The organism is Sphaerisporangium sp. NPDC051011, assembly GCF_040653595.1.
Taxonomy (GTDB): domain Bacteria; phylum Actinomycetota; class Actinomycetes; order Streptosporangiales; family Streptosporangiaceae; genus Sphaerisporangium.
Window position 1 is genome coordinate 235,988 of record NZ_JBFAGG010000009.1, and the last position, 25,890, is coordinate 261,877.

At 71.0% G+C, this 25,890-nt stretch carries 23 protein-coding genes; 11 read left to right on the top strand and 12 right to left on the bottom strand.

Annotation, left to right across the window (positions count from 1 at the left end):
- Positions 1-7: 7 nt before the first annotated feature.
- The 5 genes from AB0H21_RS22380 to AB0H21_RS22400 all read right to left on the bottom strand — a co-directional run bounded on the left by AB0H21_RS22380 (position 8) and on the right by AB0H21_RS22400 (position 7,074).
- On the bottom strand, positions 8-2,077 hold the full coding sequence (locus tag AB0H21_RS22380; protein WP_358519514.1) for a UvrD-helicase domain-containing protein: 2,070 nt from the start codon (positions 2,075-2,077) through the stop codon (positions 8-10).
- An 11-nt stretch (positions 2,078-2,088) separates the two neighbouring features.
- The gene (locus tag AB0H21_RS22385; RefSeq protein ID WP_358519517.1) at positions 2,089-4,572 is read right to left on the bottom strand and encodes a hypothetical protein; all 2,484 of its coding nucleotides are present in this window, start codon (positions 4,570-4,572) and stop codon (positions 2,089-2,091) included.
- A 69-nt stretch (positions 4,573-4,641) separates the two neighbouring features.
- Positions 4,642-5,394, bottom strand: coding sequence for a class I SAM-dependent methyltransferase (locus tag AB0H21_RS22390; RefSeq protein WP_358519519.1), 753 nt, complete (start codon positions 5,392-5,394; stop codon positions 4,642-4,644).
- Positions 5,395-5,564: 170 nt separating this feature from the next.
- Positions 5,565-6,647 carry an extracellular solute-binding protein gene (locus AB0H21_RS22395; RefSeq protein ID WP_358519522.1) on the bottom strand — a complete coding sequence of 361 codons (1,083 nt, stop codon included), beginning with the start codon at positions 6,645-6,647 and terminating at the stop codon, positions 5,565-5,567.
- A 175-nt stretch (positions 6,648-6,822) separates the two neighbouring features.
- On the bottom strand, positions 6,823-7,074 hold the full coding sequence (locus tag AB0H21_RS22400; protein WP_358519524.1) for a hypothetical protein: 252 nt from the start codon (positions 7,072-7,074) through the stop codon (positions 6,823-6,825).
- A gap of 105 nt (positions 7,075-7,179) precedes the next feature.
- Between AB0H21_RS22400 and fdxA the strand changes: the two genes are divergently transcribed.
- The 3 genes from fdxA (at position 7,180) to AB0H21_RS22415 (ending at position 9,369) form a co-directional block, all read left to right on the top strand.
- Positions 7,180-7,506, top strand: coding sequence for a ferredoxin (gene fdxA, locus AB0H21_RS22405; protein WP_114028798.1), 327 nt, complete (start codon positions 7,180-7,182; stop codon positions 7,504-7,506).
- Between the two features lie 109 nt (positions 7,507-7,615).
- Positions 7,616-8,695 carry a succinyldiaminopimelate transaminase gene (gene dapC / locus AB0H21_RS22410; RefSeq protein ID WP_358519527.1) on the top strand — a complete coding sequence of 360 codons (1,080 nt, stop codon included), beginning with the start codon at positions 7,616-7,618 and terminating at the stop codon, positions 8,693-8,695.
- An 11-nt stretch (positions 8,696-8,706) separates the two neighbouring features.
- Entirely contained in the window at positions 8,707-9,369 is a 663-nt protein-coding gene (locus AB0H21_RS22415) for a DUF4178 domain-containing protein (RefSeq protein WP_358519530.1), read from the top strand.
- Between the two features lie 19 nt (positions 9,370-9,388).
- Here the strand turns inward: AB0H21_RS22415 and AB0H21_RS22420 are convergent, their stop codons facing one another.
- Complete coding sequence (locus tag AB0H21_RS22420; RefSeq protein ID WP_358519531.1) at positions 9,389-10,237, bottom strand: hypothetical protein; 849 nt, start codon at positions 10,235-10,237, stop codon at positions 9,389-9,391.
- A 55-nt stretch (positions 10,238-10,292) separates the two neighbouring features.
- Here AB0H21_RS22420 and AB0H21_RS22425 point away from each other — a divergent pair, with 55 nt between their 5' ends.
- From AB0H21_RS22425 to AB0H21_RS22435, 3 genes are all read left to right on the top strand, one after another.
- A complete protein-coding gene (locus AB0H21_RS22425) occupies positions 10,293-11,129 on the top strand; it encodes a 2,3,4,5-tetrahydropyridine-2,6-dicarboxylate N-succinyltransferase (RefSeq protein ID WP_358519533.1) in 837 nt (278 codons plus the stop codon).
- Between the two features lie 16 nt (positions 11,130-11,145).
- Positions 11,146-12,225, top strand: a complete 1,080-nt coding sequence (gene dapE / locus AB0H21_RS22430) for a succinyl-diaminopimelate desuccinylase (RefSeq protein ID WP_358519535.1) — start codon at positions 11,146-11,148, stop codon at positions 12,223-12,225.
- A 261-nt stretch (positions 12,226-12,486) separates the two neighbouring features.
- Entirely contained in the window at positions 12,487-13,284 is a 798-nt protein-coding gene (locus tag AB0H21_RS22435) for a TIGR00730 family Rossman fold protein (protein WP_358519537.1), read from the top strand.
- 89 nt (positions 13,285-13,373) lie between these two features.
- Here AB0H21_RS22435 and AB0H21_RS22440 read toward each other — a convergent pair whose 3' ends face one another.
- On the bottom strand, positions 13,374-14,783 hold the full coding sequence (locus tag AB0H21_RS22440) for an FGGY-family carbohydrate kinase (protein ID WP_358519540.1): 1,410 nt from the start codon (positions 14,781-14,783) through the stop codon (positions 13,374-13,376).
- Between the two features lie 29 nt (positions 14,784-14,812).
- Complete coding sequence (locus AB0H21_RS22445; RefSeq protein WP_358519542.1) at positions 14,813-16,312, bottom strand: PLP-dependent aminotransferase family protein; 1,500 nt, start codon at positions 16,310-16,312, stop codon at positions 14,813-14,815.
- A gap of 106 nt (positions 16,313-16,418) precedes the next feature.
- Between AB0H21_RS22445 and AB0H21_RS22450 the strand changes: the two genes are divergently transcribed.
- Positions 16,419-17,300, top strand: a complete 882-nt coding sequence (locus AB0H21_RS22450) for an NADP-dependent phosphogluconate dehydrogenase (protein WP_358519544.1) — start codon at positions 16,419-16,421, stop codon at positions 17,298-17,300.
- Positions 17,297-17,830: an SIS domain-containing protein gene (locus tag AB0H21_RS22455; protein WP_358519547.1), complete on the top strand. Its 534-nt coding sequence runs from the start codon at positions 17,297-17,299 to the stop codon at positions 17,828-17,830. The genes AB0H21_RS22450 and AB0H21_RS22455 overlap by 4 nt, the downstream gene beginning before the upstream one ends.
- 301 nt (positions 17,831-18,131) lie before the next feature.
- Here AB0H21_RS22455 and AB0H21_RS22460 read toward each other — a convergent pair whose 3' ends face one another.
- Positions 18,132-19,448: an MFS transporter gene (locus AB0H21_RS22460; RefSeq protein WP_358519550.1), complete on the bottom strand. Its 1,317-nt coding sequence runs from the start codon at positions 19,446-19,448 to the stop codon at positions 18,132-18,134.
- A 180-nt stretch (positions 19,449-19,628) separates the two neighbouring features.
- Here AB0H21_RS22460 and AB0H21_RS22465 point away from each other — a divergent pair, with 180 nt between their 5' ends.
- The gene (locus tag AB0H21_RS22465; RefSeq protein WP_358519552.1) at positions 19,629-20,663 is read left to right on the top strand and encodes a zinc-dependent alcohol dehydrogenase family protein; all 1,035 of its coding nucleotides are present in this window, start codon (positions 19,629-19,631) and stop codon (positions 20,661-20,663) included.
- Between the two features lie 256 nt (positions 20,664-20,919).
- Here the strand turns inward: AB0H21_RS22465 and AB0H21_RS22470 are convergent, their stop codons facing one another.
- Complete coding sequence (locus AB0H21_RS22470; RefSeq protein ID WP_358519555.1) at positions 20,920-21,642, bottom strand: MerR family transcriptional regulator; 723 nt, start codon at positions 21,640-21,642, stop codon at positions 20,920-20,922.
- A gap of 63 nt (positions 21,643-21,705) precedes the next feature.
- On the opposite strand from AB0H21_RS22470, the gene AB0H21_RS22475 reads away from it, so the two are divergent.
- Positions 21,706-22,182 (top strand): DUF6194 family protein, encoded by a 477-nt coding sequence (locus AB0H21_RS22475; protein ID WP_358519558.1) that lies wholly within the window; start codon positions 21,706-21,708, stop codon positions 22,180-22,182.
- Between the two features lie 238 nt (positions 22,183-22,420).
- On the opposite strand, the gene AB0H21_RS22480 is transcribed toward AB0H21_RS22475, so the two are convergent.
- On the bottom strand, positions 22,421-23,464 hold the full coding sequence (locus tag AB0H21_RS22480) for a medium chain dehydrogenase/reductase family protein (protein ID WP_358519560.1): 1,044 nt from the start codon (positions 23,462-23,464) through the stop codon (positions 22,421-22,423).
- Between the two features lie 107 nt (positions 23,465-23,571).
- Here AB0H21_RS22480 and AB0H21_RS22485 point away from each other — a divergent pair, with 107 nt between their 5' ends.
- The gene (locus tag AB0H21_RS22485; RefSeq protein WP_358519563.1) at positions 23,572-24,228 is read left to right on the top strand and encodes a TetR/AcrR family transcriptional regulator; all 657 of its coding nucleotides are present in this window, start codon (positions 23,572-23,574) and stop codon (positions 24,226-24,228) included.
- A 231-nt stretch (positions 24,229-24,459) separates the two neighbouring features.
- On the opposite strand, the gene AB0H21_RS22490 is transcribed toward AB0H21_RS22485, so the two are convergent.
- Entirely contained in the window at positions 24,460-25,761 is a 1,302-nt protein-coding gene (locus tag AB0H21_RS22490) for an aminotransferase class V-fold PLP-dependent enzyme (protein WP_358519564.1), read from the bottom strand.
- Between the last annotated feature and the right edge of the window lie 129 nt (positions 25,762-25,890).

The following is a 25,890-nucleotide window of genomic DNA, read 5'->3' on the forward strand; positions in this document are numbered from 1 at the left end:
TATTGGGTCATGGCGGCAGAAAGGGACTTGCTCGGCCCGAATAGGACAGGTACAGCCTCTCGGTGGCCCGCATGCAGGCCATGTAGAGCAGCCCGCGTTCGCGCTGCACGTCGTGGGCGCGGGCCGTCGGGTCCTCACTCGCCGGGGTCAGGGTCTCGGGCGCCGGGACCACGCCTTCGGCGACGCCGACCAGCGCGACCCGGCGGAACTCCAGCCCCTTCAACCCGTGCATCGTGCTCACCCGCACGGACAGCCGGGCCTCGGTGAGCGCCGCCTTGGCGCCCCGCACGATTTCGCCCGTGCGCGCCGCGACGGCGATCTCCTCGGTCGGGACGCCGTCGTTGATCCACTCGCGCAGATGGTTGACCAGCCCGGCCAGCTCGGCCTCGTGCGAGGCGTACTCGCGCACGGCCGGGCGCGCGCCGGGGTGGGTGGAGCGGAAGCCGTACAGGTGCACCACCCCGTCGACCAGGCCGTCCGCCGCGTTCCCGCCGCGCAGCCGGATGCCCCAGGACAGGATCTCCTGCGGCAGCCGGTGGCAGATGGTGAGGTGGTGGATCTCCGCCTTGATGCCCAGCGTGCTGAGCGCCACGCGGGTGTCGAACACGCGCTGGTGGGGGTCGCCGACGATGAACAGGTCGTTGGCCGCGGGCGGTACGGCGGCCCGCAGCAGCCGCCACTGCGCCGGGTGCAGGTCCTGCGCCTCGTCCACCACGATGTGCCGGTACGGCTCGCGGGCGGGCCCCTGGTCGTCCAGGAGGTCCCCGGTGGTCCTGCCGAGCAGCGTGGAGGCCTCGGCGGCGAGCTGGAGCAGCGTGCGCCTGCCAGAGGCACGCAGGCGCTCGGTGACGTGCTCGATGGCCTTCCACACGGCGGTGCGCTGCTCGTGGTCCAACTCGACGCTGCGGCGGTCGCGGGCCGCCTCCAGGTACTCCTGCACGGTGCACAGGTTCTGCGCCAGGATGACCTGCTCCCACTCGCGCAGCAGGAACGCCGCGCTGTGCTCGTCGCCCGTGATGCGCGCGGCCTCCTGCCACAGCGCGGCCAGGTCCGGCCCGCCGACCAGCAGCGGGGGACGGCCCTCGGCCTCGGCGACGATGCGGTGGGCCAGCCGGTCGACGTTGCCGACCTCGATGCGCGCGCGGACCTCCGGGTCGTCCACCAGCACGTCCAGCTTGGCGGAGGCGTCCCCGGCGACGTTCTGGGAGAAGGTGAGGAACAGGACGCGCCCGGCGCCGGCGCGGGCGAGGTGCCTGGCGCGGTGCAGGGCCATGAGCGTCTTGCCGGTCCCCGCGCCGCCCGTGACGAGCACCGGGCCCTCGTAGAGCTCCTGGTGGGCGAGCCGGTACTGCGTGGGGTACAGGAACGTCGCCCAGTGCGGGGTGGCGAGGATGCGGTCGAGTGTCCCGGGGTCGGGCACGAACACGGCCCGGTCGGGGGTGCGTTCCAGGGCGGCGGGCAGGTCGGTGACGTCGACGGAGGTCACGGGCACGGCGACGCGCGTGTCGAGGGCCCGCCGGGCGTCGGCGACCGAGCCGCCGCAGCCGAGGGCGAGCAGCGGGGCGTACTGGCTCTCGGGCAGGAGGGGTTCCAGGGCTTCCAGGTTCGCGTCCGTCGTGATCAGCCGGACCAGCGGGATGACCTGCGCGTCGATGCCCAGCCCGAGCAGGTCGCCGTCGCAGACGTGCGCGAACAGCCGCAGCTCGGTCGAGCCGGCGGAGCGGCGCAGGGCCGGCTCCACGCGGTCCAGCGCCTCGGCGTCCCACACCTCGGCCACGCCGATGGCCGTGTTCACGGCGAAGCGGTGCCGCTGGGCGAACGACCACGCCTCGGCGTCGGGCAGCACCGTCAGCAGCCAGTACACGTCGCGCTGGCGCACGACCACCCCGCGCAGCCGGTCCGCCAGCCTCAGCGTCGCCACGCGCGCGTCGCGGGTGTTGCGGACGCGCTCCGGATGCGGCGCGGAGGCGGTGTTCAGCAGGAACCGGCGCAGCGCGACGACGGAGTCCCGGCGCGCGGACCGGTCCAGGGCGTCGAGGTCCCGGGGGACGTCGGGGGCGATCGCCAGCCGGGGCACCGGTGTTCCCGTCAGACCATCAGGGACAGCAGGTCGCGGTCCCCGCGTTCGCGCAGTCGGTTCATCAGATCGGGCAGCCCCACCGGTCCGGTCATGCCGATGCGGGTGGCGAGGACGCGGATCGTCTCCTCCAGGGTCTCGGGCGCGCCGTTGACGGTGTACCCGGCGAGTCGCAGGGCCTGCGTGTTCTTGTCGGCGTCGGCGGGTGGCGGCGGGACCAGCCCGGCCCGCAGGACCTGGTCCTCCTCGGCGACCGTGACGAACAGGCTGGACCCGGGCTGGGCGTCCAGCTCGCCGAGCAGCGGGGCGAGCGAGTCGATGACCGGGCGGGCCTGCCAGGTCAGGGTGATCTCGCCCGCGGCGCTCATGACGGTGTGGCTGTCGCCGGGCGACATGCCCAGATAGGCGGCGAATCCGCTGGGGATCGGGCATTCGGCGCCGCTGATCTGCTCGGGGCCGACGTCGATGCGCAGCCACCACAGGCCGTCCGGGTGCCGGAAGCACTTGCGGGTCATCGAGACGTCCTTGAGCTGCCCGGTGGGAGGCGTGCCCTCCTGCTCGGGGGCGGCGGCTTCGGCGGGGGGCTGCTCCGCGCCAGCGGAATTAGCGGATTTATCCGGCTTTTTCGCGCTTTGGATGCGGAGCTGGGGGACGTCCTCCAGCCACTCCTTCGCGACCTCGGGGTGGATGCCCAGCGTCGAGACCAGCTCCAGCGCCCGCGCCACCGTCGGCGGCCGCTCGGCGTTCAAGATCAGCGAGCACGTGCGTTCGCGCAGGTCCGCGATATCCCCGGCGACCAGCCAGTCCTCCTGCACGGTGTAGCCGGGCAGCGTCGCCAGCACGAACTGCCACGCCGGGATGTCCAGCGACCGCAGCTCCCTGGTGTGCCACGGGGCGGCGCCCACCAGGCGCGCCTTCGGGGCGGCGAGGCCGAGCGCGCCGGGCAGCTTCTCCAGGTACTGGGTGTACGGGGCCGCGGCCGGGCTGTCCAGCCAGGCGGCGAGCCGCTCCCGCAGGGCCTCCTCGCGCGCCACGATGTCCTCGGCCGCCACGGCGAACAGCTTCGCGAGCTCCTCGGGGGCCGCGGGCTCGTCGCTGAAGACCTGGATCTGCGCCACCGTCCACGTCTGGTCGTCCAGATCGGCGAACACCGAGTCGATCAGCGAGATCATGTCCGGCTCCCCGACGGCGATCTCGTCGGTGCTCGTGCCGGTACGGGCCTGCGGCGGCGCGTCCGCCTCCTCGCCGTCCGGCGCGGCCTCGGCGCCCTCGGCGGCCTCCTGGGAGTGCGTCGGCTCGTTCTCCGCCTCGTCCGCCGCGTCCGCCGCGTCCGTCGAGTCCGGCGCGGCCTCGGAGCCGGACTGCTCGACGGGCACCGCGGTCTCGGCGACCTGAGGGGCCGGCTGTGTCCCCGGCGCGGGCCGCGGGCCGAAGGGGTCCGGGTCGAACGGCTCGGGCTCGGGCACGAACGGGCGCGGCGCCGGGCTGGGCGCCGGGCCGTACGCGGGCTCCTCACCGCCGAACCCGCCGAGCGGGTCTGGGCCGTACGCGGGCGGCGCCTCGAACGCGGCCGGTGGCTCGAACGCGGCCGGTGGCTCGAACGCGGCCGGTGGCTCGAACGCGGGCGGTGGCTCAAATGCGGGCGGCGGCTCGAACGTGGGCAGGGGCGGCGGGGGCTCGAACCCGGGCACGGGGATCGGCGGCGGGGGCTCCACGCCGAACCCCGTGCCGATGGGCGGCGGAGGCGCCGGACGCTCGGTGCGCGGTGGCGGGGTGAACATCGAGGCGCCCGCCCGCGCGCCGGCGGCGTCCCTGGACGCGTGCTGCTCCAGCGCGGCCTCGGCCATGCGCGCCGCCGCGAGGCCGAGCGGGTCGCTGCTCTTCGTCGAGGCCGGCTGCCGCTTGGGAAGCTTGGGCAGGGGAGGGGCGGCGGGCGGCTCCGGCTCGGCGCGCCGCGCCGGCTCGCTCTCGGGCTGCGGGGTCTGGACCTGGGCAGGCTGGACCTGGGGGGCCGGGGCGTGCCCGTTCGCGGCCTGGGCGGCCGGGGGAAGGGGCGGCGTCTGGTCGCCGGTGACGGCGTCCGGGCGGTCGGCCGAGGTCAGCCGCGCGAAGACCGCGCTGAACAGGGCGGTCAGCACCGGGCGGGCCCGGATGAACGGCTGGTCGGCCAGCTCACGGCCGGTCAGCGCCAGCAGGCCGAACCAGGAGCCGACGCGGTCGAGCGCGATCGAGACCTGGGGGTCGTCCGCCTCGTCGGGGTCCATGACGTGCAGGGCGGGCAGGACGTCCCCGACGGCCGCGGCCGGCCAGTGTTCCAGGGCCAGCTCGGTGAGCAGGTCGCCGAGCGCCTCGGGGCCGAGCACGGCGAACACCCGGCTCATGGGGACCGAGCGCCACCACGCGTCCGGCAGGCCGGGCTGGTCGCGAAGCCGTGGGAACCCCGCGGCGTCGCTCCAGCGCAGCGGAGGCACGAGATCACTCAGACCGAAGTTCATCCCGTTTCCTCTCCGGTGCTTCCGTTGACGAGACCATAGTCTGGCAAATCGCTCGGGCTTGGACGGCGGTTAGGCTCTTACGGCGGCGAATCGCAGCCTCACATAGTCCGCCATCCAGCCCGATTCGCGGCGCAGCGCGGGCGCGGCCAGCTCGTTCACCCTTCTCAGCAAGGGTTCGACCGTCGCGGGCGGCACTCCGTCCAGCAGCGAGCCGGCGAACATGCGCACCCAGTCGGCGGCGCCGCCCGGGCACTCGTCGAGTGGGGTGGGCCGGTCGAAGTACTCCAGCAGCCGCACGGTGAACCCGCCCTGCTCCAGGCGGACGGCGTACTCGGCGGGGGTGGGGAAGTACCAGGGCAGGTCCGGCTCGGGCAGCCCGTACTCCCGCCAGGCGGTGAGCATCGCCGAGGTCAGCGCCGCGCAGTTCCCGGCGCCGCCCATCTCGGCGACGAACCGGCCGCCCGGCGTGAGCGCCATCCGGACGCAGCGGATCACCGCGTCCGGGTCGCGGCCCATCCAGTGCAGGGCGGCGTTGGAGAACACCGCGTCGTACGCCTCGCCGACGCGGAAGTTCGCGCCGTCCCCGACCACGAAGTCGACGCCCGGGTGCTGGAGGGTGGCGACCTCGATCATCGAGGAGGAGCCGTCCATGCCGAGGACGCGGGTGCCGCGGGCGGCGATGTCGGCGGTGAGCACCCCGGTGCCGCACCCGAGGTCGAGAATGTTCTCACCGGGCTGGGGGTCCAGGAGTTCGATCAGTGGCGCGCCGTGCGCCGAGACGTAGCCGAAGGAGCTGTCATAGGCGCGAGCGTTCCACCGCATCAAGCTCGGTGTGTCGTATCGCAAGGCCGATCAGCTCGCATTCTCCGCCATCGCTTTCCGTGTCGTGAGTAAAGACACTTTAGAGCCTTGTTGTGCTGGGGACACATCCGTCCGGAAGCTTCCCCGCACTCCCTCACGTACAGGCCCTGCGACGGCGATGGGCGGGCCGCTCACTTCATGGTCTTGGCCCAGTTCTCCTTCAGGAAGGTCTTGGCCTCGTCCGTCTGCGGGACGGAGAGCACGACCGGGGCGCCGGGCACCGCGGGCAGCCGGGCGGCGGCCTTCCGGTCCAGCGTGCCCTTCATCTCCAGCGCCTCCATGCGCGCCGGGCGGGCGAAGCCCTTGAGGAACATGTTCTGGACCTCGTCGGTGTAGAGGAACTCCTGCCAGAGCCGCGCGGCGGCCGGGTGCGGCGCCTTCTTGTTGATCGCCTGGACGTAGTAGGACGCGAGCACCGCCCCGGAGGGGATGACGACCTTCCAGGCCGGTTTGTCGTCGCCCGCGGTCTCCGCCGCCTTGGCCGCGTTCACGTAGTCCCAGTCGACGAGCGTGTTGGCCTGGGACGGCAGGCGGAAGCCGCCGCCCTGCTTCAGCTTGCCGAAGAACTCCAGCCCCCGCCTGGCCTCCGGCCTGCCTCCCTGGAGCGAGGCGGCCATGACGCCGTTGAACGCCGCCGCCGTCCGCAGCGGGTCGCCGGGAAGCGCCACGGCGTACCCGGGCTTGAGCAGGTCGGCGAAGCTCTTCGGGGCCGGGACCTTGCGCGGGTCGTACCCGATCGACATGTAGCCGCCGTACCCCGCGTACCAGTGGCCCTTGAGGTCCTTGACGGTGTCGGGGATGTCCTGCCAGGCGGCCACCTTGTACGGGGCGAACCGCTGGGCGTTGGCGATGGCGACGTCCATGCCGAGGTCGAACACGTCCGGAGCCTGCCCGGCGGGCGCGGCCTTGGCGACGTCGATCTCGCGCTGGCTGCTCGCGCCGGGCTCCACGACGGTGACGCGCACCCCGTACTCGCCGGAGAAGCGGTCCATGATCGCGCCGTAGTCGACCCACTCGCGCGGGACGCCGACGAGGGTGAGCGCACCCTCCTTGCGCGCCGCCTCGACGAGCCTGTCCAGGGTGCCGAAGCCCTCGGCCAGGCTCGCGGCCCGGGGGTTGACCGGGGGGAGCTTCTTCTCGGTGGTGGTCGCCGAGGAGCACCCGGCGACGGCGGTGGCGAGGAGCGCTATGGCGGCGGTACGACGTGGAGTCACGAATCGCATACTCGGTGTGAGATCGGCTCGCGTCGAGGAGGCACGCGGTGTTTGGCCCGGCATTGGGGGTGCTTTGGGCGGGACGGGTGTTACGGCCTCCTCCGGTTCGCGCCGCGTTCCGCCGTGTCCGTCCGCCTGCGCCCGCTAATGTCGGCCTATATCGCCTTATATCGGCCTATGCCCGCTTGGGTCCGCTCGTGCCGGGCGGGCCGGCCGGTACGACCTTGGCGGCGACGACCAGGCGCTCGGGGATCTCGACCAGCGTGCCGTCCCGTTTGCGCACCCGGAGCACCCCCTCGGCCCAGGATTCGAGCACCCCTACGGTGTCGCGGAACCCTTCGGGATCGCGGCGGCGGACGGTGATCCTGTGACCGACGTCCGAGGGAGATATCGAGATGACCAGCCTGCCGCCGAAACCGGACGTCACGCGGTTTGCCCCCCTCCCGTTCCAGCCAAGTGCCGGACACGGCAATACTAGGTTCTGCAACCCGCGGTCGAGTCGTGCGAAGGCGCGGAGAAGAAGGAGTCCGAGGTGACCTACGTCATCGCGCAGCCTTGCGTGGATGTCCTGGACAAGGCGTGCATAGAAGAGTGCCCCGTCGATTGCATCTACGAGGGCAACCGCATGCTCTACATTCACCCAGACGAGTGTGTGGACTGCGGCGCGTGCGAGCCGGTCTGCCCGGTCGAGGCGATTTTCTATGAGGACGACACGCCCGACCAGTGGAAGGATTTCTACAAGGCGAACGTCGAGTTCTTCGAGGACCTGGGCTCGCCCGGCGGCGCGTCCAAGGTCGGCAAGATCAACAAGGATCACCCCATCGTGGCGGCGCTGCCGCCGCAGGCCGAGGAGCACTGAGCCCGGCCAGTCCGTGATCACGAGGTGCCGCTGGGTACCGTGACTTTCGGTCGCGGTACCAGCCGGTGTCGTGAGCTCGTCTGCGTTTTGAACCACCGGGGGTGATTCGGTGATCGCTCTGCCCGATTTTCCGTGGGACAGGCTGGCGCCGTACAAGCAACTGGCGCTCGCCCATCCGGGCGGCATCGTCGACCTGTCCGTGGGCACGCCCGTGGACCCGGTCCCGGCCGTGGCCCAGGAGGCGCTCGCGGGCGCGTCCGACAGCCCCGGGTACCCGCTCACCCACGGTACGGAGGAGCTGCGCCGGGCCGCCGCCGGCTGGCTGGCGCGCCGCCACGGCGTGAGCGTCGACCCCGCCGACGTCCTGCCGACGATCGGCTCCAAGGAGCTGGTCGCCTGGCTGCCGACCCTGCTCGGCGTGGGCGCGGGGGACCACGTGGTCATCCCGGCCCTGGCCTATCCGACCTACGACGTCGGCGCGCGTCTCGCGGGCGCCACGCCGTACGCCTCCGACGGTCTGCTGGGGCTCGGGCCCGAGCGGGTGCCGCTGGTGTGGGTGAACTCGCCGTCGAACCCGACCGGGCGCGTGTTGCCCGCCGAGCATCTGCGCAAGGTCGTGTCCTGGGCGCGCGAGCGCGGCGCGGTGGTGGCCTCCGACGAGTGCTACATCGAGCTGGGCTGGGAGGAACGGCCGGTCTCGATCCTGCACCCCGACGTCTGCGAGGGCTCCCACGAGGGGCTGCTCGCGGTGCACTCGCTGTCGAAGCGCTCGAACCTCGCCGGGTACCGCGCGGGGTTCGTCACCGGCGATCCCGTGCTGATCAAGCGGCTGCTGGAGGTCCGCAAGCACGCCGGCATGATGATGCCGGCCCCCGTCCAGACGGCGACGGCGGCCGTCCTCGCCGACGACCGGCACGCCGACGAGCAGCGCGAGCGGTACGCCGCGCGGCGCGCCCTGCTGCGTCCGGCGCTGGAGAAGGCGGGCTGGCGGGTCGACCACTCCACGGCCGGGCTCTATCTGTGGGCAACCGATGAGCGCGGGTGCTGGGAACAGGTCCAGGCGCTCGCCGAAATGGGCATTTTGGTTGCGCCGGGCGACTTTTACGGGCAGGCCGGTTCCTCGCATATCCGAATCGCCATGACGGCCAGTGATGAGCGGGTCAATGCGGCGCTGCTTCGGCTCCAGTAGTATCCCGCGGCATGACCGTTGTGGTCGTGCTCGCAGTGGGCGCAGCCATCATCGTCGTCGTACTGGGCGTCTACCTGGGTACGCGACGACGCCCCGAACGGAAGGCTCGTCCGGCTCCCAGACCTCCTGAGCCGGCACGCGAGCCCATGCCGTCGCACCCGGCATTCGCCCGCCCGATCGTCATCGACCCGGAATCCCTCGACCCGCGCACCATCAAGGTCGGCGACACCGTCGACCGGCAGGGGGTGCGGGCCCGCGTCATCGGCGCCCTCCACCTGTCGTGGCAGGGCGACCAGTGGACCGAGTACCTCCTGGAAGACGGCGCGCGCGTCTACCAGTGGCTCTCCGTCGAGGAGCACGAGGGCGCCACGCCCGACGACCCGCCGCACCTCGAGGTCTACCTCTGGACGCCCGTGCCCACCCAGGGCATGGTGCCCGCCAAGAGCATGCTGATCATGGAAGGCGTCGAGTTCTACCCGATCGAGCGCGGGACCGCCGCCTTCCGCTCCGAGGGCACCACCGGCTACCCCGAGCGCGGGCTGGTCGACTTCGCCGACTACCGGGCCGCCGACGGGCGCCTGCTGAGCTTCAACCGCGTGCAGGGGCAGTCCTGGACGGCCGCGTACGCGCAGCCGCTGGCCCCGGGGTCCCTCTACGTCGAGCGGATGCTCTGACGCCCCCTGGGGAGCCTTCTCAGGCCAGGTCCACCCGGCCCGCCACGGCCTTGCCGTCCGTGAGCCAGCCGTCGTGGCCCGAGGCCGACTTCCACGTGACCCCGGCGTAGCTCACCTGGCGCAGGGAGTACTCGCGGGCGTTGGCGACGGACCAGGCGGCGATCAGCCAGCCCCGGCGCTCCGAGCTCGCGTCGATCCGCGTGCCGTCCCCGGCGGCCTGGCCGGCGCCGGCCTCGCCGAGGTCGCCGAGCGCCCGTGCGAGATCCTTGCGCGCCTTGGCGGGCTGCGGGGCCGGCGGCTCGTCGGCGACCGGGTACCAGCAGTGGACGCCCTTCGGCACCCGGCCGAGGAACCCCGCCGCGAGGATCTTGGCGTCCGCCTCGTGCGCGGCGTACGCCGAGCCGTCGGCCGACCGCTGCACCGCCTGGGCGGCCTCGTGCAGCGGCAGCTTCTGGTAGCGCTTGACCTTGACCAACGCCGCGAAGAACTTCTGCGTGGCGTACACCGGGTCCTGGAGCTGCTTGACCGTGCCCCAGCCCTGGGAGGGCCGCTGCTGGAAGACGCCCACCGAGTCGCGGTCGCCGTACGGCAGGTTCAGCAGCTTGGACTCCTGGATCGCGGTCACGTAGGCGATCTCGACCGCGCGGTCGGGCAGCTTGCGGCGCGTGGCGACGGCGGCGATCGTGGCGGCGATCTGCGCCTGCTCGATCTCCAGGTTGAGGACCCCGGACGTGCCCTTCACCTGGCAGAACTCGCCGAGCGGCTTCGCCTTGTTCAGAAGGTGATAGACGCCGTAAAACAGGGCGCCTGTGAGCACGACGACGATGCTGATGATCGTCAGGACCGCTTTTGAGAATCGCCGTGCCACGGCAAGAACCTACCGGTCCCGCCGACATGGCGTTGCGGGACTAAGCTCGCAGACCATGAGCGAGACCTTCGAAAGCCCATTGCCCGCCACCGTGGACGAGTTGTGGGAGAACCGCGCAGAGCTGTCGCCCGAGGACGGCGAGGCGCGCGGCGTGATCGTCGGCGCGGTGGACATGCTGGACACCGGCAAGGCCCGGGTCGCCTTCGTGGACCACACCTCCGGCGACGTGATCGTCGACGAGCGCGCCAAGCGGGCCATCCTGCTGAGCTTCCGCGTGCTCGGCATGGTCAGGAGCCAGGTCGGTGACTTTCATCACAACGACCGCATCCCGTTGAAGACCTCCCTGGAAGGCGTGCGCGTGGTCCCGGGCGCGATCGCCCGCTGGGGCGCCTACCTCGCCTCCGGCGTGGTCCTGATGCCGTCGTACACCAACATCGGCGCCTACGTCGACAGCGGCACCATGGTGGACACGTGGGCCACGGTCGGCTCCTGCGCTCAGATCGGCAGCAACGTGCACCTGTCGGGCGGCGTGGGCATCGGCGGCGTCCTGGAGCCCCCGAACGCCGTGCCGGTCGTGATCGAGGACGACGCGCTGATCGGCAGCCGCTCGATGATCGTCGAGGGCGCGCGGGTCGGCAAGGGCGCCGTGGTCGGCGCCGGGACGATCCTGTCGGCCTCCATGCCGGTCATCGACGTCGAGACCGGTGAGGAGATCAGCCGGGGACGCATCCCCGACTGGTGCGTCGCCGTCGGCGGCACCCGCGCCAAGGAGTTCCCCGGCGGCACCTTCGGGCTCCCCTGCGTGCTCGTGCTCAAGCGGCTCGCCCCCGGGCAGCGCCACGACAAGGCCGAGCTGAACGACGTGCTGCGCCAGCACGGCGTCAACGCCTGAACCGGGGAGGGGGACGATGACGGCGCCGCAGGCGAGGCCGCTCGACCTCACGGGCGACGTCCGGGCGCTGACGGCCGCGCTCGTGGACGTCGAGTCGGTCAGCGGCGGCGAGAAGGTCCTGGCCGACGCGATCGAGGCGGCCCTCGCGCCGCTCGCGCACCTCACCGTCGTCCGCGACGGCGAGGCGGTCGTCGCGCGCACCGAGCAGGGCCTCGCCGAGCGCGTCGTGATCGCCGGGCACATCGACACCGTGCCCCTCGCGGGCAACCTCCCGTCCCGCGTCGAGGGCGACCTGCTGTACGGCTGCGGCACCTCGGACATGAAGAGCGGCGTGGCCGTCGCGCTCAAGCTGGCCGCCGGGGTGCCGAGCCCCGCCAGGGACGTCACGTACGTCTTCTACGACTGCGAGGAGATCGAGGCGGCCCGCAACGGGCTGGGCCGCCTCGCCCGCACCCGGCCCGACCTGCTCGCCGCCGACTTCGCCGTCCTCATGGAGCCCACCGACGGCGAGATCGAGGGCGGCTGCCAAGGCACGCTGCGCGCCGACGTCATCACCCGGGGCAAACGCGCCCACAGCGCCCGTTCCTGGCGCGGAGTGAACGCCGTCCACGCCGCCGCGCCGATCCTCGAGCGCCTCAACGCCTACCAGGCGCGCGAGCCGGTCGTGGACGGCCTCGCCTACCACGAGGGCCTGAACGCGGTGGGCATCGCGGGCGGGGTGGCGGGCAACGTGATCCCCGACGAGTGCGTGGTCACGGTCAACTACCGCTTCGCCCCCGACCGGTCGCCGGAGGACGCACGGCGGCACGTCCACGAGGTCTTCGAAGGGTACGAGCTGCGGTTCACCGACGAGGCCCCCGGCGCCCGCCCTGGGCTGACCCACCCGGTGGCCGCCGCGTTCACGCGGGCCGTCGGCGGCACCCCGCGCGCGAAGCTCGGCTGGACGGACGTCGCGCTGTTCGCGGGCCTCGGCGTGCCGGCCGTGAACTACGGTCCCGGCGACCCGGCGCTTGCGCACCAGCAGGGGGAGTACGTCTCGCTCACCAAGATCGTCGAGTGCGAGCGGCGGATGCTGGACTGGCTCGGAGCCGCCTGATCGGCTCCTGATCGTCAGGGCCTGCGACGTCCGCGGCGCGCCCACCGGCTCACGGCACAAAAGAAAGTGGCTTTCCTCGCCGGCCATTTGGCGGGGAAAGCCACTTTCAGTCCCGAGCAGCACCCTCGTCTCTTAGACGGGGGCTCCCGGAGAAACGGTTCCGCTGCTCCGGACAGATTTTCCAAGATTCTTTACACACTGCCGGGACCGTCCCGATGCGGGAGGGCATGTCTGCTCTCGCGGACGGTTAGCGTGGCCCGCATGCACAGAAACTCACGCGAGGAACGCCGTCAGGGCCCCTCCCTGGTCCGGGGCAAGATGGTGCCCAAGTCCACCTATGACGAGCGGCTCCTCGACCGCCGCGAGCCGGCCGACTGGCTGCACCAGGACCCCTGGCGGGTGCTGCGCATCCAGGCCGAGTTCGTGGAGGGTTTCGGGCAACTCGCCGAACTGCCACCCGCCGTCACGGTCTTCGGCTCCGCCCGCACCCCCGCGAGCAGCCCCGTCTACGAGCTCGGCGAGCACCTCGGCAAGGCCCTGGCCCAGGCCGGGTACGCGGTGATCACCGGCGGTGGCCCCGGCTGCATGGAGGCCGCCAACAAGGGCGCCCGCGAGGCCGGGGGCATCTCGGTGGGGCTCGGCATCGAGCTTCCCTTCGAGCAGAAGCTGAACGACTACGTCGACCTCGGCATCGAGTTCCGCTACTTCTTCGTCCGCAAGACCATGTTCGTCAAGTACTCGCAGGCCTTCGTGGTCCTCCCCGGCGGCTTCGGCACCCTCGACGAACTCTTCGAGGCCGTCACGCTGGTCCAGACCGGCAAGATCACCATGTTCCCGATCGTCCTCCTGGGAACCGCGTACTGGCAGCCCCTCCTCGACTGGATCAACGAAACCCTGCTGGCCAACGGCATGATCTCCCCAGACGACCCCAAACTCCTCCACCTCACCGACGACCCGGACGAGGCCGTCCGCTACATCGTCGAAGGCCACCGCCGGGCCGGGCAGGCCGCCGTCGAGTCCCGCGTCCAAGCCGCCACCGCAGAGGCCGAGGGAACGTGACTCTACGGTTCACTTCTCTATTGAGGTCTGCGCCCCCGCTTGGCCTGAGGTGCATACACCCTCCTTCGTCCTCATTGGAGCCGCCTCTTTCAGCGTTTGATGAGGAAAGGGGGAAGTCGGTTGGGCGGCGCGTTGCGCTGATCGGTCGACGTCGCTGCCCGAATCGTCTCGGTCCAAACCGCCCGGGGTTGGAAAAGTGCGGAGTGTCCCGGCGCAGGCCGCGAACCCAGGCCGAGTATCGCTGCTCCAAGAAGCGATCCCTCTCGCTCGCGACTGGTTCGGACGGGCCGTCCGACGGCATCGGCGAGGAGTTGGGCGAAGATCGGGGAGCGGCTGATCACGCCGCCAGAGGCGATGAGTGTGTTGAGATCCGGGCGAGTACGGAGGAGCAGTTCGGTGAGTGAGACGAAGACCCCCAGAGCTCCGACGACGAAGGCGCGGGCGATGTCGTCGCGGTCGTGGTGTGCGCGTAGGCCGCGCAGTGACGCTGTCGCGCCGATGCGGTAGTCGGGGCCACGTTGCCCCGCGAGGTCGGGAACGGCGACGAGGCCGTCCAACGGGGGTGGCGCGCCATAGGCGAAGGCGAGAGGGTCGGCGATTCCGAGCGTGTTCCGCAGCCATTCGAGCAGGTTGCCCGCGTTCGATGCGGCGCCGCCAACGGCGGTCGGGCCGGAGGGGAGCCGGTAGCGCCAGAGGCCTCGCGGGACCGTCTCCGCAGGGGCGGAGTCGAGGATCATGCGGACTCCACCGGAGGTTCCGACGGTGACGGCGGCCTCGTGGTCGCCGACCGCGCCGACGCCGACGCTGCTGCAGAGTCCGTCGCCGAAGACCGGCAGCACGAGCGTATCCGCGAGGCCGAGCGCACGCCCCAGGCTTCCGACCGGGGCCGGGTCGACCCAGGCGGGGCCGAGCCGTGCGGGATCGAGGTCGAGGACGTTCAGGACTCCGGTGTCCCAGTCCGCGTCGTCCTGGGCCCACATGCCGGAGCCCGCGGCCATGTCACCGCTCCAGCCGATGTCGAGTCCGAGGGTGCGGCGCAGCAGCCAGCTGGGGAGGTCGGTCACCCGGGAGTCGCTGGGGATGCGGTCGCGGATGTGCCAGAACGCAGCCATCGGGTACGACGAGTGCACGTAGGACCCCGTCCGGCGCCGGTAGTCCTCCGCGTCGAGGTGGGCGTACAGCCCGTCAAGGGAGGCGTCCGGGCCGGTCGACTCCCAGGTGTAGACCTCGGTGAGCGGCTCGTCGCGGGCGTCGACCACGAGCACGCTGTGCCACAGGCTCGACACCGCGACGGTGCGGACACCGCGCAGGTTCAGGGACTCTAGGGCCTGACGAAGGAGCCGGCGCACGGGCTCGGCCGGGATGGTGCCCTCCGGGGATCGCCTGCCGCGGAAGTCGTAGCCGAGTTGCCTCTGCACGACCAGGCTCCCGTCCTGCTCGACGATACCCGCCCGAAGACTGCTGCTGCCGATGTCGATCGCGAGGACCCGTTCGGTCACCCTCGTCCTCCTTCGTTCCGCGGGAATCATCACCCTCGCCGCGGCGCGTGCCCAGAGCCGATCGCTCGGAATTGGTATGTGGTGGTCAGGCGATCCGGTGCTCCGACGTCCGTCGCCATTCGTCCCTTGGCGATTCGGTAGTCGTCCCAGGCACGGGCGAGCCGGGCGACGCCGTCGGCGAACACGTCAGCCCTCGGCCCGATGGCTAGTCGGAAGTAGCGGTCGCTGAGTCCGTCCGGGGATAGCGAGTCACCGGGGACGATCGCGACGCCGCGGCGGCGGGCCAGCTCGGCGAACGGTCGGGAGGCGCCGTGCGGCATCCGTACCCACAGCGTGATCGCCCCGTGCGCGGGCCCGACCTCGAACTCCGGCAGCGCGTGGCGCAGCACCTCCCGCGCTGCCGTGGACCGGTCGGCGATCTCGACGCGCCGGGCGGCGCCGACATCGGCGATCCGGTTGAGCAGCACCGCCGAGACGAGTTGGCTCAGCAGCGGCGTGCCGAGGTCGACGCGCGCCTTGGCCCGGGCTAGGCGCAGAATCGCATTCTCGTCGCCATGGATCCACCCGACCCGAAGTCCGCTCCAGAACAGCTTGCTCATCGAGCCGACGGTGAACACCGAGGCCTGGGGCGCGAGCGCAGCGAGCAGCGGCACCTCGGTGCGCAGCAGGTGTCGGCTGCTCGCATCCTCGATCAGGCTGCCGGTGAAGTCACGCAGCCCGCGAGCCAGCCGGCGCAGCTCGTCCGGGTCGGCAATCAGCCCCTCCGGCCCTAGCGAGGTGATCAGGTAGACCAGGGCAGGTTCGGACCCGCGGATGGCGTCTAGAACCACCCCGGCGCCCGTGGTCGAGAAGGACCGGCAGTGCCGGAGCACGACGGGCAGTTCGCGGACCAGGTCGAGCATCCCCGGCGAGGTCGGGTCCTCGACCAGCACCCCGTCCCCGGCGGTGAGCACCTGCTGGGTGAGCAGGAACAAGGCCTGCTGGTCGCCGGTGGTCACGAGGATCTGCTCGGGGGTTGTCGGTAGTCCGTCGGCGGTGAACATGTTGGCGATGGCCCGCCGCAGTGCGGGCAGTCCGGCAGGGGAGTAGCCGACCTGTTCGAGCAGCGGATCGGTCAGGTCCCGACGCAGCGAGCCGATTACCTCCGCCACCTCTGGCGCGGCGGGAAGTGACGCGGTGGCCAGGTCGACCACGGCGTCGTCCGCGGACAGCGCCGCCCGGCGCAGGGCGGCCTGGTGCGTCCGCGTCGAGGGATCACGGCCCGCCCCGGACACCCAGGTCCCCGACCCCTGCCTGCTGATGATCACACCTTCCGAACGCAGCAGGTCGTAGGCCCCGACGACGGTGCTGCGGCCCACCGCGAGCGCCCGGGCCATGTGCCGTTCTGCGGGCAGGATCGTGCCGGGCGGCAGATCGCCGCGGGCGATCGCGCGGCGCAGCGCGGTTGCGAGGCGGCGATAGAGGGGGCCGTCGTGGGTCGTCCAGTCGCTCACGACGTCCAGTACGGCGACCACGGTGCTCCGATCCAATCCGGCTGCATTGGCCCTGGCTGGACCCGGCCGGGACCGTGAGACTGGCCAATAGTGGACCCAGACGGTACCAGAGCGGGGCCAGAACGAAGGAGACGCCACAGCTATGCAGATCGGACTGGTCGGACTCGGCAAGATGGGCGGGGGGATGGCGTCGCGGCTGGCCAAGGCTGGGCTGGACGTCGTCGGGTTCGACATCTCCGCCGCTTCACGGGCCCGTGCCGTCGAGTCGGGAGCCCGGACCGTCGAGGACCTGACCGCGCTGCCGGCGGCCCTGTCCGGGCCGCGGGTCGTCTGGGTCATGCTTCCGCCCGGCGAGCTCACGCACGGGGCGATCGAGGACCTCGCCGGTGTGCTGGACGATGGCGACCTCGTCGTGGATGGCGGCAACAGCGACTTCCGGGACGCGCCCGGGCGGGCCGCGCTGCTCGCCGCGCGCGGGATCCGGTTCGCCGACATCGGGGTGAGCGGCGGGCAGTGGGGCTGGAAGAACGGGTACGGGCTGATGGTCGGGGCCGACGAGACGTCGTTCGCCGAGCTCGAGCCTGCGTTGTCGGCGCTGTCGGCCGACGACGGGTACTCTCGCGTGGGCGGGGTGGGCGCTGGGCACCTGGTCAAGGCGATCCACAACGGGATCCAGTACGGCCTGCTCCAGGCCTACGCCGAGGGGTTCGCGCTGCTCGAGGCGCACCCGGAGGTCGACAGCCTGGCTGCGATGTCGGCTTGGCAGCAGGGCAGCTCGATCCGCTCCTGGTTGCTGGAGCAGACCATCGAGGCGCTGCGAGAGAACCCCACGCTCGCTGACGTCGACTCCCGGGTGCCGGACTCCGGCATGGGCCGCTGGACCGCCGAGGAGGCGATCCGGCTCGCCATCCCGACGCCCGCGCTGTCCGCGGGTCTGCAGGCCCGGTTCGCCAGCCGCAGCGACGGCGCCCCGAACCGGCTGCTGGTGGCCGCCCGCGGCCGGATCGGCGGGCAGAAGGAGTGAGCGCCGTCGATGTCGCCAAGGCGAATGTCGCCGAGATCGCCGAGATCGTCGATGCCCTGGACTCGGCGGCGCTCGATGCCTTTGTCGCTGCCCTGCGGGACGCCCCGCGGTTGCACTGCACGGGCATCGGCCGCTCCGGGCTGTCTACGCGGGCGATCGCGATGCGGCTGATGCACATCGGCAAGGAGGCGTTCGTCGTCGGCGAGGTGGCGACCCCGGGCATCCGGGAGGGCGATTTGCTCGTCGCGGTCTCCTCCAGCGGGCGCGGCTCGATCTTGCGGCAGGCGCAGGCCGCGCGCGAGCGCGGCGCCCGTGTCGTCGCGGTGACCACCCGACCCAACGAGTTGACCGAGCTCGCCGAGGTGAGTCTGCTGCTCCCGGCCCGCGCGGAAGTCGAAACCCGCCAGCACGCCGGCTCATTGTTCGAGCAGGCCTGGCTCGTGGTGGGCGACGCCGTGTGCGCAGCGGTGCAGGCCGACCTCGGGGTGCCGAAAGAGGACCTGGACCGTAGGCACGCCAACCTCCAGTAGCCCGGACACGGGGAAGCCCCGCGCGGCATGACCGCGTGGGGCTTCCGTCGTGTGCGCCCAGCGAGCCCGTCGTGGAAGGGGCCGGTGAGTTCTGGTGAGTCCCACGGCGGAGCGTAGCGGCCGGTCGGCGCTCTTGTCGGAGGCGATGATCCCTGGTCTGGGGTGCTCGCTGTGGGAGGAGTTCGATGCGTTGATGGCGCGGGTGGCGCAGAACAACGGCTTGACGAACCGCCGGATGGGCCCGCATGTCCGGTGGTGTGAGAGGGGGACGGGCGACCCGTCCCCCTACTCGATTCCGGGCTCAGCTTGCGGCGGGGACCTCGGGACCAGTCGTGGCCGAGATGTCGCTGCGGAAGGTCTCTATCGCCAGCAGCGCCGACACGATGGTCACCACCGCCCCGCCCATGATGTAGAGCGCGACCGGCCAGGAGCCGCCGCCCGCGGCCACGAGCGCCGTGGCGATCAGCGGTGTGAAACCACCGACGATGGCCGAGGTGAGCTGGTAGCCAATGGACATGCCCGAGTAGCGGACCGTCGAGCCGAAGAGCTCGGCGAAGAACGCGGGCTCGACCGAGATCTGCACGCCCACCGCGACGGCGTACATCGCCACGATGGCGAGGATGATCCAACCGACCTGCCCGGTCTCGAGTAGCCAGAAGAACGGGAAGGCGATCACGAAGGCGAAGGTGGCACCGAAGATGAACACCTTGCGGCGGCCGATGTTGTCCGACGCGACGCCGGCGAACCAGATGACGGGCACGGCGAGCAGTGCCGCGATGGTCGTGGAGATGAGGATCTGTTCGCGGTCGACGCCGAGATTGGACACCGCGTAGCTCACAGCGAAGGTCAGCACGATGTAGCCGAGCATGTTCTCGCTGACCCGCATGCCCATCGCCAGTAGCAGGCTGCGGGTGTGCTTGCGGAACACCTCAACGAAGGGAACCTTGACGATCTTCTCCTGCTCCTTGGCCTGCTCATACGCATCGGTCTCGTTGATGCCGTGGCGGATGAGCAGCCCGACGACGACCAGGACCAGGCTGAGCAGGAACGGCAGCCGCCAGCCCCAACTCATGAACGTCTCCTCCGGCAACTGGGTGACCAGCGCGAAGACCCCGGTGGACATCACGACGCCGATGGCGTTGCCCATCTGCGGGAACGTCCCGTAGCGGCCGCGCTTGCCTTCGGGTGCCGACTCGATGGCGATGAGCGAGGCACCGCCCCACTCGCCACCGACGCCGAAGCCCTGCAGCAGTCGAAGCACCACCAGCAGGATCGGCGCCCAGACACCGATGGTGTCGGCGGTCGGCAACAGCCCGATAAGGGTCGTGGCGATGCCCATGATCAGCAGCGTAGCGACCAGGGCGGCCTTGCGGCCGAAGCGGTCCCCGATGTGGCCGAAGAAGAACCCGCCGAGCGGGCGGGCGAAGAAGCCGACGCCGAACACCGCGAAGCTCGCCAGCCTGCCGGCCAGCGGGTCGTCGGAGGGGAAGAACAGCGTCCCGAACACCAGCGCGGACGCCGTGCCGAAGATGAAGTAGTCGTACCACTCCACCGCAGTGCCGATGAGGCTCGCGGCGGCGGCTCGGCGAGGGCTCGTCCGCCCGGCCGTTCTGGTCATGGTCTGCCTCTTTCATGTACGTAGAGGCGGTGGTGGCACCGCGCTGCGCAGATCGTGCGCACCCGGGCGGGGGACCTGTAGTGCCAATGCCCGTGGATTGGTCCCATCTGTGGCAGGGACAGTCCAATTGCGTGGCGATTGGCCTCGGCAGCCCGTGCCGTGGCCGTCGATGATGGACGAATGCGCGCCGTGTCCTACCCCGAGCCCGAGTCCTTCGCCGTCGTCGAGCTGCCAGACCGTCCGTTGGCCGCCGGTGAGGTGCGCGCCCAGACCATCGCCGTGGGCCTGTGTGGCACCGACCTGCACCTGCATCACGGCGAGAACATGCCGGTCTACCCGCTGACGCCGGGCCACGAGATCGTCGCCGAGATCGTCGAGTGCGCGCCGGACGTCGACCCGGCCCGGCTGGGCGAGCGGGTCGCGGTGGACAACGTCATCTACTGCCTCCAGTGCGAGAACTGCCGGCGCGGTGACTTCAACTTCTGCCTGAACCGCCGCTCGCATGGTACGAAGCTGCCGGGCGGGTTCGCCGAGCACATCGTGGTCCCGGCCCGCAACTGTCACCCCATCGGGGACATGCCCACCGCGGACGCGGTGCTCATCGAGCCGACGGCGTGCGCGGTGCACGGCGTCGGCCTGCTGCGCATCCCCGCAGGCGCGTCGGTGCTGGTGGTCGGCGCAGGTCCGACCGGCCAGATCCTCGCGCAGCTGCTGGCGGGGGAGCAGACCTCTCGGGTCGTCGTGGCCGCGCCGACGCAGTGGAAGCTCGACATCGCGAAGCAGAACGGCGCCACCGACGCTGTGCTGCTCGACCGGGCCGACTTCTCCGCCGCCCGGGACCGTTTCACCGAGATCGCCCCGCTGGGCTTCGACGTCGTGATCGATGCGACCGGCGTGGTTGCGGTGATGCAGGAGCTCATCGGTCTCGTACGCTCCGGTGGCACCCTGATGCTCTACGGGATCAGCGGCCCGGAGGAGAAGCTGCCGATCCCGGCCTACGAGATCTTCCGCCGGCAGATCACCATCGTCGGCTCCTTCGCCCAGCAGCACGACTTCCCACGCGCCATCGCATTGATTCGCGCGGGCCGGGTCCGCAGCAGCGGCATCATCAGCACCACCTTCGCCCTCGACGACTACGCCGACGCCCTCGCCTCGCTCTCCGACCCGACCGTCCTCAAGGCGGTCGTGACCCCGAACGGGGACGCCCTGGCCTGACGCTGCGGAAGGGCGGGCGTCCGGCGGCGGTGCCGGCGTTGGCAGGGGAGGCAGGGGAGGCGGCGATGCCGCCGATGGCGGTCAGGGCGAGGGCGGTGACGACCAGTCGAAGAGCATGTCTTTCATGAGGCTCCTTCTACCTGCGGGCCGCCCAAAATTTTAAATAAAATTTACTAATAGCTTCGGCGCTCATTCAAGGGTTCGCCAGAGCGGCGCGCAAAGTTCGGTGGCCGCGTACGAGCGCCGTCCCGGGCGATCAGGTCGCTCGCCCGGAGAGCACGGCACTGAGTGCCGCGGCACCGTCGAGTAGGGCTTTGGAGCGAACCGCGATGTCGGCATCTCTGGCAGCAAGCGCGGAGGCGACGTCCTCCAATCGGCGGGCGCGCCGTAGCTCCGGGATGAGGGCCCGAAGGGGTGCGATGCGGTAACCGGCCTTGCGCAGTTGGTGAACGATCCGCGCATCCCGCACTTGGGTCGGTGTGTATCGGCGCGTTCCTCGCGCGGGGTCGCGGTCAGGGACCACGAGATCTTCCGCATCCCAGTGCCGCAACGTCGAAGGGCGCACGCCGAGAGCGGCGGCGAGTTCGGAGACGCTCATCGAGTCCGACGCACGTACGTCTCCGATCGGCTCGCTGGAGATCGCCCGGGCGGCCTCCTCGGCCCGCCTCAGTTCCGTGCGCTCCGCGTCAAGCCGGGCGTGCGCCGCGTCCAGAAGGGTGAGCACCACCTGCGAGGCGGGGAACCGGTGAACGGCACGCACGATGTTCTTGGCCTCAGTCGGACCCGCGCCTGCCGCAAGTGCTCGGTAGGCCAGCGCGGACTGTAGATGTATCTCTCCATAGATCCGGTAGCCCGTGGCTGTACGCGTCGCCGGCGGAAGCACACCGTCGCGCTCGAGATTGCGAACCTGTTGAACGGAGTACCCGGCACGCCGCGCGACATCGACGGTGCGAAAGCCCCCCGATTTGAGACCTGGCATCCTGAAGCCTCTCAGTCTCGTCGTCAAAGTCTCCACAAGCACTTCAATGCAACGCTAGAGCACATGACCATAGACGAGATCATCAGCTTGGTGGACGGCCTCGACGGCGTCCTGACCTTCAAGCCGGAACTCGGCGACGGCTCGCCGGAGATCAGCTGGGGCGACACGTTCTTCTACTACGCACCAGATGGTGTCGTCCCGACAGCGACCCAGCCGTTCGCGACGGTCGTGACCAAGGACTACCCCGGCGACGAGGCATCACGTCTGGACCGGCCGGACACCTTCCGCGTGAACATCTCCGCCGGGAAGGAAGCATTCGTCCGATGGACCGGTCACGCAGCGCGCGAACCAGCCACCACCGAGGTCGACCCCAGCGCCGTCGACACCGTGATCGCGCACCCCGTCTACGGCACCGTCGGCTGGCTGGCAGTGGTGAACCCGGGCTCGCGTACTGAAGCGGCAACCCGTGAGCTGCTGCGTGAGGCCTATCACCTCGCCCGCTCACGCTATGAGCGACGCGCTGAAGCGACGGCGCGTTGAAGCGGCCCGGAGCAACGGCGGCGGCCGCACGCTGTCGCGCCATATGACGGCGTCGTCACCGCCCCACATGCCCAACGCGCGACATCTTGGGTGAGCGGTTCGGGTTGATGTGTGCCGGCGAGGCCACGACGTGCGGCACGAGCTCGGCTGTCCAGGGGAAGCTGCGGATCACGGTACGGGTTGCATGCGCGGCCTGCCCGGCGGGCCGGCGGGGACGCGACGGCGCGGCGCATGACCCTCACGCCCCGGGGACGATGACGACCTTGCCGAAGACGGTCCGGGACTCGGCGAGCGCCAGCGCGGCAGCCGCGTCGGCGAGCGGGACCCGCGCGGCGATCTGCGGGGTCACGGCGCCGGCGGCCACCAGTCGCAGCACCTGAGTGAGGTCCCCGCTCAGCCGGCCGCGGAAGGCCGCCAGGCGGCGCCGGCCCGCCCAGAAGTTGTAGAAGTGCGCGCTCTTGCCGTTGGGCAGGTAGTTCCATGCCAGCAACCGTGCGAACAGCTTGAGCACCGGCAGGGAGGCATTGCCCTTCTCGTTCTTGCTCGACGCCGAGCCGTAGTTGACCAGCGTGCCGCCCCGCCGCAGCAACCGCCACGACCGCACCAGCCCGGGTCCGCCGACGTGGTCGAAGACCGCGTCCACGCCCTCGGGAGCGAGCTTGCGGATCTGCTCGTACATGTCGGGGTGGCGGTAGTCGACGGGGGTCGCGCCCAGCTCACGCACGGTCTCGTGGTGGCGCGCCGAGGCCGTGCCGATCACCGTGATCCCGGCGTGCCGGGCCAGCTGCACGAGGATGGAGCCGACACCGCCGTTGGCCCCCAGCACCACGATGGTTCCGCCGGTGCGAACCTTGGCCGTGCGGTGCAGCATCTGCCAGGCGGTGACGCCGTTGACGGCCACGGTCTCCGCGGTGGCCGCGTCCACCTCGTCCGGCACCGGCACCAGGTCCCCGGCCTCGACGAGCAGGTGACTGGCCCACCCGCCGATCTTGATGACCGCGGCGAAGCGGCGGCCTGCCAGCGCGGGGTCCGCACCGGGTCCGGTGGCGGTGACCGTGCCCACCACGTCGTAGCCCGGCACGAACGGGAACGGCGGCTGGTCGTAGTACTTGGCCCGGCGCATCTGCTGCTCGGCGAAGGACACGCCGGTGGCCTCCATGCGCAGGACGACCTGCCCCTCAGCGGGGGCCGGAAGGTCGCGGACCCGGACCTGCAGGCCGTCCGGCTCGACCGCGCCAGGCAGGACGATCTCCGTGGCGCGGGTGGCAATGGTGCTGTTCATGACGCACCCCTTAAGGCTTCGTCCGTTTGCTTACCTTCGTAAGTTAACGGTCGTAAGCCTGCTGGCGCAAGGTAACATCCATAAACTTCGCGGTGTATGGTTACAGGGTGAAGAACATCCAACCGGCGGAGTCCGCCGCACCGGGACCCACCCGGAGGCGCAACCGCCGTGGCGAGGGGGTCAAGCTCCGCGACGAGATCATCGCCGCCGCGGTGGAACTGCTCGACGAGGAAGGCGACGAACGCGCCATCACACTGCGCTCGGTCGCTCGCCGGATCGGGATCGCGGCACCCTCGATCTACCCGCACTTCCCGGACCAGCCGGCCATCATGCTGGCCGTCGTGCGTCAGGAGTTCGACCGGCTCGCGGCGGCCCTGCGCGCGGCCGCGGCGGGCGGCGACCAAGACCCACGGCAACGGCTGCTCGCCGCCTGCCGCGCCTACCTCGATCTGGCCCAGACCCACCCCGAGCGCTACCGCACCATGTTCGGCGGCCTGTGGATGCCGAACCTGAGCGATGGCTCGGTCACCGAAGACGACATGACCGGGCTGGGCACGGAGGCCCTGCAGGTCATCATCGACGCCCTCGACGACTGCGTCACCGCGGGTAAAGCCACCAGCACCGACCTCTTCAGCGACGCGGTCGCGCTGTGGCTGGGCCTGCACGGCCTAGCCCACCAACGCGCCGTGATGCGCGCCTTCCCATGGCCGGAGGACATCGCCGAACGCGTCATCGGTGCGCTGGCACACCTCAAGGACACCTGAACCACCTCGGGTCAGGTGCGGAAGGTCACGCGGTAGGTGATGCCTCCGGAGGAGGAGCCGGAGGTGCCGCACTGCCGGGTGCCCGAGACCAAAGGAATACGCCGAGGCGACGGCGCCGGTAGAGGGGAAGCGGATCGCGGAGGCGCCGCCGTTCGGGCTGATCTCGGAGTCGGCCGGCCGCCTCTGGGCGCCGCGCGCCTCGGTGGGAGGACGCGCGGCGCCGTCGTGGGGTCAGAACGTCCGCACGAGATCGTGCAGGGCCTCGGCCAGGCGGTCACAGTCTGCGGGGGAGTTGTAGAGCGCCGGTGTCACCCGGATGCAGTCGCCGGCCGCCACACCACCGCGGCGCACCGTGAAGATGTCGTGCCGCTTCAGCAGCCAGGCCTGGATGGCGTTGTTGTCGGCCGCGCTGGTGCGCCCCCGAAGGCGGAACGACGTGATGGCACCGTACATGCCGGGCTCGTCCGGGGTAAGGATCTGCAGGCGGTCGAGCCCGCGGACCTGGGAGACCCACCGGTCACGCAGGAACCGGAGTCTGGCCTGCTTGTTCGCCGTGCCGATCGAGTCGTGGAAGTCGAGCGCCGCGGGGACCGCGAGCACGTTCGCGCTGTTGGTCGTTCCCGTGTGGATCCGGGCGCGGACGCCGGTCCCAGGGTCCGCGTACGCGGGATCGATGTCGGCGAGCCGGTCCTTCTTGATGTACAGGAAGCCCACGCCCAGCGGCGCGCCCATCCACTTGTGGAGGTTGAAGCCCGCGAAATCGCACCGCAGGTCGGGGACGGAGAAGTCGAGATGCCCCCACGAGTGGGCGGCGTCGACGATCACGTCGATCCCCCGCGCGCGGGCGAGGTCGGCGATCTCGGGGACCGGGATCACGAGGCCGGTGCGGTGCGACAGGTGCGTGAGCAGCAGCAGGCGCGTCTTGGGGTTGGCGTCGAGCACGCGCGCGTACGCGTCGAGTACCGCCTTCCGGCTCGCGGGTTCCGGCATCGCGAACGTCACGACGTTCACGCCGCGGCGGTCGCGCAGCCAGTTCATGGTGTACTGCATCGAGTCGTAGTCGAGGTCGGAGTACACGACCGTGTCCCCGGGCTTGAGCCTGTTGTATCCGGAGATCAGCGTCTGCAGGGCCTCGGTGGCTCCCCGGGTGAGCGCGATCTCGTCCGGTGAGACCCCCGCCGCCTTGGCGACACGGGCGACGACCGCGTCGAAATCGCTGTTGAACGTCGTCCGGAGGTAGTACGAGTTGCGGCCGTTGACGCGCTTGATCATCTGCTCGTAGGTCTTCGCGACCCCGCGCGGCATCGGGCCGAAGAAGCCGTTCTCGAGGTTGACGACGTCGTCGGCCACCTCGTACTCGCGAGCCACCTTGGCCCAGTAGCGTTCGTTCCCGGCGGCGCCGGAATGCGGCGGCGGTGGCGGTAGGGAGGGCGATCCGGCCTGGGTGGCGGCGAGGGCGCCGGTGCCGTCGACGAGCGGGGAGACTGCGGCGGCACCGAGGCCGGCGAGGGTTTGACGACGAGTGAGACGCACAGAGACCTCCGAGCGAGCCTGGCCCTGGCGCGGTGGCCGGCCAGGGTCCAGCGAACCTGTCCTGTGTCCCGGGCCCACGCGGGGCACCGAGACCGGCACGGACGCTAACGTCGGAGGATTGCGGCCACG